General features: G+C 61.0%; 6 protein-coding genes and 3 pseudogenes. 8 read left to right on the top strand and 1 reads right to left on the bottom strand.

Going from position 1 to position 10,418, the window contains the following annotated elements; translation table 11 throughout:
- The 3 genes and pseudogenes from C8024_RS18715 to C8024_RS18705 all read left to right on the top strand — a co-directional run.
- Positions 1-332 (top strand): hypothetical protein (locus tag C8024_RS18715; RefSeq protein WP_217272319.1); only part of this gene is annotated, 332 nt, incomplete at its 5' end.
- Positions 333-375: 43 nt separating this feature from the next.
- Positions 376-1,376, top strand: a pseudogene (locus C8024_RS18710) (low specificity L-threonine aldolase).
- Positions 1,373-2,311 (top strand): DMT family transporter, encoded by a 939-nt coding sequence (locus tag C8024_RS18705; protein ID WP_173207981.1) that lies wholly within the window; start codon positions 1,373-1,375, stop codon positions 2,309-2,311. Before C8024_RS18710 ends, C8024_RS18705 begins: the two are co-directional and overlap by 4 nt.
- 3 nt (positions 2,312-2,314) lie before the next feature.
- On the opposite strand, the gene C8024_RS18700 is transcribed toward C8024_RS18705, so the two are convergent.
- Positions 2,315-3,115 carry an SDR family oxidoreductase gene (locus tag C8024_RS18700; RefSeq protein WP_173207978.1) on the bottom strand — a complete coding sequence of 267 codons (801 nt, stop codon included), beginning with the start codon at positions 3,113-3,115 and terminating at the stop codon, positions 2,315-2,317.
- 136 nt (positions 3,116-3,251) lie between these two features.
- Between C8024_RS18700 and pepN the strand changes: the two are divergent.
- The 5 genes and pseudogenes from pepN to C8024_RS18675 all read left to right on the top strand — a co-directional run bounded on the left by pepN (position 3,252) and on the right by C8024_RS18675 (position 10,393).
- Positions 3,252-5,848: pseudogene (gene pepN, locus C8024_RS18695) on the top strand (aminopeptidase N).
- Entirely contained in the window at positions 5,841-6,608 is a 768-nt protein-coding gene (pgeF, locus tag C8024_RS18690; RefSeq protein WP_254306096.1) for a peptidoglycan editing factor PgeF, read from the top strand. Before pepN ends, pgeF begins: the two are co-directional and overlap by 8 nt.
- A 104-nt stretch (positions 6,609-6,712) precedes the next feature.
- Positions 6,713-8,119 carry a DASS family sodium-coupled anion symporter gene (locus C8024_RS18685; protein WP_173207972.1) on the top strand — a complete coding sequence of 469 codons (1,407 nt, stop codon included), beginning with the start codon at positions 6,713-6,715 and terminating at the stop codon, positions 8,117-8,119.
- A 95-nt stretch (positions 8,120-8,214) separates the two neighbouring features.
- A pseudogene (locus C8024_RS18680) lies at positions 8,215-9,491 on the top strand (cystathionine gamma-synthase family protein).
- A gap of 65 nt (positions 9,492-9,556) precedes the next feature.
- Positions 9,557-10,393: a mannosyl-3-phosphoglycerate phosphatase gene (locus C8024_RS18675; RefSeq protein ID WP_173207969.1), complete on the top strand. Its 837-nt coding sequence runs from the start codon at positions 9,557-9,559 to the stop codon at positions 10,391-10,393.
- Positions 10,394-10,418 lie beyond the last annotated feature (25 nt).

Raw genomic sequence — 10,418 nt, 5'->3', positions numbered from 1 at the left:
AGGCCGGTTCTGCCAGCGTTACAAAACTGGCGGACGGGCGCTATCAAACCGAGGTTTCAATCGATGCTGCCAAATTTTATGCCGATGGTCTGGGCAAGGAAAGCAAGGCCGACCTGGCCGACGACATCGAGATAGGCCTGTTCGTTGCAAGACCGGGCCAAGGAGCATTCAACAGCAAGGATGTTCTGTACCGGAAGCGCCACCAGATCACATCCGGACCGCAGAAAATCCGGATCGTGACAGGAAAAAGACCCGTTTTTGCCGGTGTCGATCCCTATAATAAATATATCGATCGGGACAGCGACGACAATATAGTCGAGGTCTCGGACTAGCAGGTATCTTGACGCGCCAGAAGCGCTGAGCCATGCGCTGGCAATGCGATTTTTCTCTGACAATGCCGCGTCGGTCCATCCCAGACTGCTGGAAGCGCTTGCCGCCGCCAATGCGCAGGACACCGCCTATGACGGCGATGCCCTTAGCGCGCAGCTCAACGGCGCTTTTTCCGATCTGTTCGAAACGCAGGTCGAGGCGCTCTGGGTGGCGACCGGAACGGCGGCCAATTCATTGGCGCTGGCCGCAATGTGCCAGCCGCATCAGGGCGTGATCTGCCACAGGGAAGCGCATATCGAGCAGGACGAGGCCGGCGCCCCGGTTTCTTTACCGGTGGGGCAAAGCTGATGCTGCTCGACGGCGCGGGCGCAAAACTGTCGGCGGAAAGCGTCGAGGCCCATTGCGCAGCGATCCGCGACGATGTCCATCAGGTGCAGCCCGCCGCCGTCTCCATCACCAATGCCAGTGAATATGGCATGGTCTACCGTCCTGACGAAGTCGCCGGAGTGGCGGAGGTCTGCAAGGCCCGCAATCTCGGCCTGCATATGGACGGCGCGCGCTTTGCCAATGCGGTGGCGACGCTCGGCTGCTCGCCCGCCGAGCTGACCTGGAAGGCAGGCGTCGATGCGCTCAGCTTCGGTTTTGTCAAAAATGGCGGAATGAGCGCCGAAGCGCTGATATTCTTCAATCGCGAAATGGTCGCTGACACGCAATATCGCCGCAAGCGCGCCGGACATCTGCAGTCCAAGGGCCGGTTTCTGGCGGCGCAGCTGCTCGCGATGCTGGAGGACGACCTGTGGCTTGCTAATGCGCGCGCCGCCAATGCCGGTGCGCAGATTATCGCCGAGGCCGCTGGCGACAGGCTGATCTATCCCGTCCAGGCGAACGAGATTTTCATCAGATTGTCGGCTGACGAAGCGGCGAAACTGCGCGCGACCGGATTTGATTTCTACGACTGGGGCGCGAGACAGGCGCGGCTGGTGACCAGCTGGAACCAGAGCGCGGAGGATATCCGCCCGCTAGCTGACGCGATCAACGCTCTATGAACGCGGGTGAAGGCGGTGAACCGAGCCTTCTGACCCCCCGCATTCTGATCCCCTTCCTGCTGGTCTCGCTGATCTGGGGATCGACCTGGTTGGTGATCAAGGACCAGATTTCGCAGGTGCCGCCGAGCTGGTCGGTCAGCTACCGGTTCATCATTGCCGCCGCCGCGATGTTCGTGCTGGTGGTTTACAAGCGCCTGCCGTTCCGGCTCGACCGCACCGGTTATCTGTTCGCACTCATCCTCGGGCTTTTCCAGTTCTCGTTCAATTTCAACTTTGTCTATAATGCCGAGCTGTTCATCACCTCGGGCCTGGTCGCGGTCTTGTTCGCGCTGCTGATGGTGCCCAACGCAATAATGGGCCGCGTCTTCCTCGGCCACAGGATATCGGGCGCTTTTCTCGGCGGCTCGGCGATCGCCGCGGTCGGCATCGCGCTGCTCTTCTGGCACGAATATCGCGCGTCTCCGGCCAGCCTTGAACAGGTTCTGATCGGCGCGGCGCTGGCCTTTGGCGGGATCATGTCGGCCTCGATTGCCAATGTGATGCAGGCCGGCGAACGGCTGAAATCCTATCCGATGATCACGGTGCTGGCCTGGGCGATGCTGTTCGGCGCGCTGATCAACGTGCTGCTGTCCTGGATCACCGTGGGCCCGCCGGTCTACGAGACGCGCGCGGCCTATTGGGGCGGAATTGTCTATCTCGGTGTCATCGGATCGGTCGTGACCTTCCCGCTCTATTTCTCGATGATCCGCGAAATCGGACCGGGCAAGGCTGCCTATTCCAGCGTGCTGGTGCCGGTGGTGGCAATGATATTGTCGACGATTTTCGAGGCCTATGTCTGGACTTGGCTGCCCGCTGCGGGCGCGGTTCTGGCAATGCTCGGACTGCTGGTGGCGTTGCGCGCGCGCAAGCCGAAGACGCCGCGTATCGCGGCCTGACGGTCAGTCGAGCAGCGCCTGCAACCCCGCCTTATAGTCCGGATATTGCGGTTGCCAGTCCAGCAGCCGTTTCGCCTTGCCATTGGCGATGCGCCGGTTTTCCTCGTAGAAGCCAAGCGCCGCCTGCGACAGATTGGCCTCCTCCAGCGACAGCAGCGGCGGGACATCCATGCCCAGCAGGCGCGCCGCATGAGCGATCACTTCATGTTGCGGCGCTGGCATGTCATCGGAAATATTATAGACGCCAGCCGGCCCGTCGAACGAAGCGATCACCGCGCTGACAATATCATCGACATGGATACGGCTGAACACCTGTCCGGGCATATTGACCCGTCGGGCCTTGCCGCTGCGGACCCGGGTGAGGGGACTGCGGCCCGGACCATATATGCCCGGCAGGCGCAGAACATGCACATCATCGCGCAATCCCTGCCAGCGCTGGTCGGCCTTGCTGCGCGCCTTGCGGCGACCCGAACCGGTCGGCGCGCTTTCGTCCACCCAGGCGCCGTCGACATCGCCATAGACGCCGGTCGCGGAGAGATAGCCGCACCATTGCAGCGACGCGGCCCTGATCGCCTCGCCATATTGGCCGAGCACCGGTTCGCTGTCATCGCTCGCTGGCGGAACCGAGGAGAGGATATGGCTTGCCGATTCCAGCGCCGCCAGCACGGAGGGCGCATCGTCAAAAGCCAGCGCACCATCCTGCGCTTCCCGGCGGGTGCCGATCACCTCATAGCCCAGCGCCCGCAACCGGTGCGCCAGCCGGGAGGCGGTGTAGCCCATTCCGAAGATCAATACGCGCGGCATCAGCAATTACTCTTTCTCCACCGGGTCGGGCTTTACCCACTCCCTTTGACCCAAGCCATAAACGCAATTGCGCGGGGTGCAAATGGCTCTTATGGCAAGGCCCATGCTTGATGTTCAGAAAACACCCAATGACGAAATGGCCGATGCCGCGCCAGCCCCCAAGGATCCCGCGACGATCCGGCGCGAGGACTATCGTCCGCCTGCCTGGTTCATTCCGGAAGTCGAACTGGATTTCCAGCTCGGTCTGGAGCACACGCTGGTCCGTTCGAAACTGGATGTCCGCCGGTCGAAAGGCGCCCGGGCAGATGAACCGCTGGTGCTGCAGGGCGATGATATCACCCCGACCACGGTCAAGGTGGACGGTGCCGCATTTACCGACTGGAAACTGGTCGAGGGCGACCTGGTGCTGCCCCTGAGCGGCGCATCGCACAGCGTCGAGATCGAGGTCGAACTGGATCCCTCGACCAATACGCAGCTGATGGGGCTCTATGCCTCGAACGGGATGTTGTGCACGCAGTGCGAGGCGGAAGGATTCCGCCGGATCACTTTTGCTCCCGACCGGCCCGATGTGCTGAGCCGCTATCAGGTGCGGATGGAAGCCGACAAGGCAAAATTCCCCGTGCTTTTGTGCAATGGCGACAAGGTTGCCGAAGGCGATGGCGAAAATGGTCGCCACTGGGCGCAGTGGAATGATCCCTGGCCGAAGCCGAGCTATCTCTTTGCCTTGGTTGCCGGTGATCTGGTTGCCAACAGCGACAGTTTCACCACCCGTTCGGGCAAGCCGGTCGAGCTCAATATCTGGGTCCGCGACGGCGATCTCGATCGCACCGGCCATGCGATGCAGGCGCTCAAGGATTCGATGCGCTGGGACGAAGAAACCTATGGCCGCGAATATGACCTTGGCCTGTTCAACATTGTTGCGGTCAGCGATTTCAACATGGGGGCGATGGAGAATAAGGGCTGAATATCTTTAACTCCCGCTATATTCTCGCCGATCCCGAAGTGGCCACCGACGCCGATTTTGACGGCATCGAGGGCGTGGTTGCACATGAATATTTCCACAATTGGTCCGGTAACCGCGTCACCTGCCGTGACTGGTTCCAGCTCAGCCTGAAAGAGGGCTTCACCGTCTACCGCGACCAGAGCTTCTCTGCCGACATGGGTTCGGCGGCGCTGAAGCGGATCGAGGATGTCCGGATATTGCGGGCAGCGCAATTCCCCGAGGATGCGGGGCCATTGGCCCATCCGATCCGTCCGGAAAGCTATCAGGAAATCTCCAATTTCTACACCGCGACCATCTACAACAAGGGCGCGGAAATCATCCGGATGATGAACACGCTGATGGGACCGGAGAATTTCCGCAAGGGCACCGATCTCTATTTCGACCGGCATGACGGCGAAGCCGCGACCTGCGAGGATTTTGTCACCGCGATGGAAGACGGCGGCGACATCGACCTGAAACAGTTCCGCAAATGGTATGAGACGCCGGGCACGCCGCGGGTGAGCGTGACACTGTCGCACGACCCGCAAACCGGTACGGCCACAATCCGGCTGACGCAGAGAATCGCGCAAAATGGCGAAAAGCCGAGGCCGTCCGAACTGCTCATTCCGCTGCGCACGGCGCTGCTCGATCCGGAAACCGGCGCGCACCAGGGCGAACAGCTGCTGCTGCTTGACCAGTCCGAGAAAAGCTTCGCGCTTGAAGGCTGCAAGGAGCGGCCGATCCTGTCGATCAATCGCGGTTTCTCCGCGCCGATCATATTGGACAGCGACCAGACCGCCGAGGAACTGGCCTTTCTGTCGGCGCATGACGACGATCCCTTCGCCCGGTTCGAGGCGATGCAGCAATTGATGACCAATTATCTGACGGCCAAGGTTTCGGGCACGCCGGTTGATCGCGATATCATCCTGCTGGCGGTCGCGAAAATACTCGCGGACACGTCGATCGACCCTGCCTTTCTCGCCGAGCTGATCCAGCTGCCCAGCGAAGCCTTTCTCGGCGACCAGATGGTCGAGGTCGATCCGCAGGCGATTCACGAGGAACGCGAGAAATTGCGCGGCAAGATCGCGGTGCAGTTCGAAAAGCAGTTCCGCAAATTGTACAAGAGCTGCTGGCCCGGCGAATTCTCGCTCGATGCCGAGGCGCGCGGCAAGCGTAAATTGCGCAATGTTACTCTGGGCTATCTTGCGGCCTCCTTCTCCGAAGATGCCGCAGAAATCGCCTTTGACCAGTATCGCGACGCGGACAATATGACCGCGATGCAGGGCGCGCTGGCGGTCTTGTCCAATCTGGAATCGGAGGAACGGTCGGCAGCTTTTGATAATTTCTACAAGAGATTCAAGGACAACGCGCTGGTTCTGGACAAATGGTTCAGCCTGCAGGCGATGTCGCAGCGTCCGGATGCGCTGAAGCGGATCGACAGCCTGTCGCGGCATCCCGACTTCACCCTGTCCAACCCCAATCGCGTGCGCGCGCTTTATGGCGCGTTCACCGGCAACGTCGTCCGCTTTCACGATCCGTCGGGCAAGGGCTACCAGTTGATCGCCGATATGGTGATCGCGCTGGACAAGCAAAATCCGCAGACCGCAGCGCGCTTTATCCCGCCTCTCGGGCGCTGGCGCCGCTACGAACGGGGACGGTCGGAACTGATGCAGCTGGCGCTGGAGAAGATCGCTGGGCAACCGGATCTCTCGAAAGATGTTGCCGAACAGGTGTACAAGAGCCTTGCTTGATATCGCGACGTCTCCCCTGCTTGAAGGCGCGCAACACGGTTTTGTCGGCCGGGCAGGGGGTGTTTCGGAAGGTATTTATGCGGGACTGAATATCGGTCTGGGCAGTGATGATGATCGCGAGACGATCATGGAAAACCGCCGCCGCGCCACGGAAGGTGTGCTGCCGGGTAGCGAACTGGTGACGGTGCACCAGATCCACAGCGCGGAAGTCATGACTGTGACCGGACCCCTGCCGCTGGACCAGCGTCCGCAGGCCGATGCGATGGTGACGGACAGGCCGAACCTGCTGCTCGGGATATTGACCGCCGATTGCGTGCCGGTGCTGTTTCACGATCCCGAAGCCAAAATAATCGGCGCCGCCCATGCCGGGTGGAAGGGCGCTTTGACCGGGGTTACCGACAATGTCCTCACAGCGATGGAAAAGCTCGGCGCGGATCGGGGCAATATCGCCTGCGCCATCGGCCCTTGCATTGCGCAGGCCAGCTATGAAGTCGAGGCGGCCTTCCGCGCGCGGTTTCTCGAAGCCGACGCGGATAATGATCGCTTCTTCGCGGCGGGCAAAACGGACCATTTCCAGTTTGATATCGAGGATTATGTCGCCGCCCGACTGCAAGCGTCGGGCATCATCACAATCGATAAACTCGGCCTCGACACTTATGCCAACGAGGACCGCTATTTCAGCTATCGCCGCTCCTGCCACCGTGACGAAGCGGGCTATGGCAGGCAGATTTCGCTGATCGGCCTTGCGGAATACTATTGATTTCCGCCGTCACCCCAGCGAAGGCTGGGGCCTAAACCGATCTGGTCTCTAAGAAGGGCCTGTCGATTTTTACGCCAGCTCATGCTGGCAAACGGGGAGAGGGCATGAACGCACAACGCATCGGTCTATGGGCGGGGCTCGCCGGATTTGTCGCCATGCTGCTCGTGCCGGCCCCCGAAGCCATGTCGACGCCCGCCTGGCATGTCGCCGCGCTGACGCTGCTGATGGCGACCTGGTGGATGACCCAGGCGGTGCCGCTGACCGCCACGGCCTTGCTGCCCTTCCTGGCGCTACCGACGATGGATGTCATGTCGGTCAATGAAACCGCCAGTCAATATTATTCGCCGATCCTCTTCCTCATTCTCGGCGGTGCCTTTCTGGCGCTGGCGATAGAGCGTGTCGGCCTGCACAAGCGGCTGGCGCTGGCGATTATCGGCCTGTCCGGCAAAACCGCCTGGGGCATATTATTCGCCTTCATGATCGCCACGGCCTTGCTTAGCATGCTGATCTCCAACACATCTTCCACTCTGATCATGATCCCGATCGCGCTGGCGGTGCTGGTCGCGGGGGGCGTCAAGGACGGCGAGACCGATGGCTTTGCTGGCGCCCTGGTCATGGGTGTGGCCTTCGCCGCGTCGATCGGCGGGCTCGGCACTCTCGTGGGCAGTCCGACCAATGCGATTGCCGCCGGCCTGATCAACAAGACATTGGGCATGAATCTCAATTTTCTCAGCTGGCTGAAATTCGGCATCCCGATCGTGCTCATCGGCATCCCCGTCCTCGCTGCCATTCTGATCGCAGTGCAAAAGGTTGGCCGGCACAGTTTCGATGGCGTGAAAGCAAAATTGGCGATCGGCTCGCCGGGCCCGTGGAGCGTGCCGGAAAAGCGCCTCGTCCCGGTCGTCGCGATTGTCGTGCTCGGCTGGCTGTTCCTGCCGCAGCTCAAGACGCTCTTCCCCGATGGTGCCCTGCACGATGGCAGCGTCGCCATTTTCGGCGGACTGCTTTTATTCTCGCTGCCCGATGGCACCGGTCGGCGGCTGCTCAACTGGGATGAAGCGAACAAGGCGCCATGGGGCGTGATCATGCTGTTCGGCGGCGGTCTCGCGCTCGCCGCAGGGATCATCGAGTCCGGTCTGGCCGAATGGCTGGGCGGAGCGCTGGAACCGCTGCAGACGGTACCGGTGCTGATCATCGCCATTGCGCTGGTTGCGCTGGTCATTCTGGTCACCGAATTTGCCTCCAATGTCGCCACCGCCAGCGGAATCATGCCGGTGGTCGCCAGCCTGATCCTCGCCACCGGTGTCGATCCGGTCCTGCTCGCTGTGCCTGCTGCAATGGCGGCCAGCTGGGGCTTCATGCTGCCCAGCGGCACCGGTCCCAATGCGATTGCCTGGTCGACCGGTCATATCGAGCTGCCGAAAATGCTGAAATCCGGCCTGCTGCTTGATCTTGCCGGCATCCCGATCATAATCGGCTGCATCTGGGTGGTTTCCGTTGTAACCAGTTAGGTTTTCAGGCAAGACTTCATGCAAATATTTGATGTGGAGAGACAGACATGGCCAAGCAAGATGATCCCAACGCAGCCGTCCCGGTGACCCGCCGCATGCCGAAGGCACCGATCGAGAAAATCGGCGGCCGCAAGCTGAAACCGGCGACTTTGATGATGGGCCATGGCTATGATCCGGAGCTTTCGGAAGGCTCGCTCAAGCCGCCGATCTTCCTGACCTCGACCTTCGCCTTTGAAAATGCCGCCGCTGGCAAAAGGTTTTTCGAAGGGATTACCGGCAAGCGCCCCGGCGGTTCCGATGGCTTGGTCTATTCGCGCTTCAACGGCCCCAATCAGGAAATCCTTGAAGACCGGCTGAGCATCTGGGACGAAGCCGAGGATGCGCTGGTTTTCTCCAGCGGCATGTCGGCGATCACCACGGTGCTGCTGGCCAACGTCAATCAGGGTGATGTCGTCGTCCACAGCGGGCCGCTCTATGCCGCGACCGAAACCCTGATCAACAAGATACTTGGCCGCTTTGGCGTGACCTTCCTCGACTTCCCCGCCGGCGCGAGCCCGTCGGAAGTCGCCACGATGCTTGAAGAGGCGAAAGCGAAGGCCGCAGCCAATGGCGGCAAGGTCGCGATCATCTATCTGGAAAGCCCTGCCAATCCGACCAATGCTCTGGTCGATATCGAGGGCGTGGCTGACGCGCGCAAACAGGTGTTTGGCGATGAAGCCGCACCGCCCATCGCCATCGACAATACCTTCCTCGGCCCGCTCTGGCAGCAGCCGCTGAAACATGGCGCCGATATCGTCATCTACAGCCTGACCAAATATGTCGGCGGTCACAGCGACCTAGTCGCCGGCGGGGTGCTCGGCAGCAAGGCGCATATGGACCCGATCCGCGCGATCCGGAACACCATCGGCACGATTTGCGATCCGAATACCGCATGGATGCTGATGCGCAGCCTCGAGACGCTGGAACTGCGCATGACCCGCGCCGGCGAAAATGCCGAAAAAGTCTGCGCCTTCCTGCGCGACCATCCCAAGGTCGATGGTCTCGGCTATCTCGGCTTCATCGACGACAAGAGCCAGCAGGATATTTACGACCGCCATTGCAGCGGCGCCGGTTCGACCTTCTCCCTGTTCATCAAGGGTGGCGAGGCGGAGGCCTTCCGCTTTCTCGATGCAATGAAAATTGCCAAACTGGCGGTGAGCCTCGGCGGCACCGAAACATTGGCCAGCCTGCCCGCTGCGATGACCCACATATCCGTCCCGGACGAACGCCGCGCCGCGCTGGGTATCACCGACAATCTGGTGCGCATATCGATCGGTGTCGAAGATCCGGATGATTGATAGCCGATTTCGATCAGGCGCTCGCGGCGGTTTGATCGCAGACTGAACGCTTCTCCAGATTAGCGCTTTCCGGTTCAGGCCGGAATGCTATATCACGACCATGGCAAAACGACCCGTCTACCCCGTGATATGCACCGACCTGGATGGCACGCTGCTTGATCATCACAGCTATTCGGCCAAACCCGCGGATGGGCTGGTCGCTGATCTGGCCCGGCAGTCGCTGGCGGAAGTCGTTCCAGTTACAAGCAAGACCCATGCGGAACTGCTTCACCTGCAGCAGACACTGCCCCTGCCATTCTCACTCTGCGTGACGGAAAATGGGTCCGTCATTCATGGCCCCGAAAACGTTATTGCCGGCGAGGATGATTCTTCCGGCAGGATCACCATGGGTGTCGCCTATCCGGCTATACTGGACCAGATCGCCAAGCTGCCGACTTCGTTGCGCCGCCATTTCCGCGGCTTTGCCGACATGTCTGTCGATGCGGTGGTCGAGGCGACCGGGCTGGCCCGCGACGATGCGCGGCGGGCGCAGGATCGTCAGGCGACAGAACCCTTTCTCTGGTCCGGCACCGACAGCGAGCTGGAATCGCTTGCGGCCGTCGTCGCCGAAACCGGCTTGCGGATCCAGCGCGGCGGACGATTTTATCATCTGACCGGTCACGCGACCAAGGAACAGGCGATGGCCCGGATCATCGAAGCCATCACCGGACGAAAGCCGGACTGCGACATCTTTTCGATCGCGCTCGGCGACGGGCCCAATGATCTGGCTATGATCGAGGCGGCCGATTTTGGCGTGATTATGCCCAATCCGCAGGGCGTCACAATTGTCTCGGCCAAGCCCGGCGTCCGCACCGCCCCGGCGCCGGGCCCGGAGGGATGGGTGAGCGCGGTCACGGAAATTCTGGCAGAATTGGGTTTAAACATTCCCGAAAGCTGATTAGGCTCGTCTCTCGGCAAATACA

Origin of the sequence: Sphingopyxis sp. BSNA05 (genome assembly GCF_013265645.1) — a bacterium.
Taxonomy (GTDB): Bacteria; Pseudomonadota; Alphaproteobacteria; order Sphingomonadales; family Sphingomonadaceae; genus Parasphingorhabdus.
Note: the sequence above shows the minus strand (reverse complement) of the source record. Positions and strands in the feature narration are given on the sequence as shown.

Bases quoted from the DNA above. Each gene is read 5' to 3' on its own strand.
- C8024_RS18705 (WP_173207981.1), top strand. From the start codon at position 1,373: ATGAACGCGGGTGAAGGCGGTGAACCGAGCCTTCTGACCCCCCGCATT.
- C8024_RS18700 (WP_173207978.1), bottom strand. From the start codon at position 3,115: ATGCCGCGCGTATTGATCTTCGGAATGGGCTACACCGCCTCCCGGCTG.
- C8024_RS18685 (WP_173207972.1), top strand. From the start codon at position 6,713: ATGAACGCACAACGCATCGGTCTATGGGCGGGGCTCGCCGGATTTGTC.
- C8024_RS18675 (WP_173207969.1), top strand. From the start codon at position 9,557: ATGGCAAAACGACCCGTCTACCCCGTGATATGCACCGACCTGGATGGC.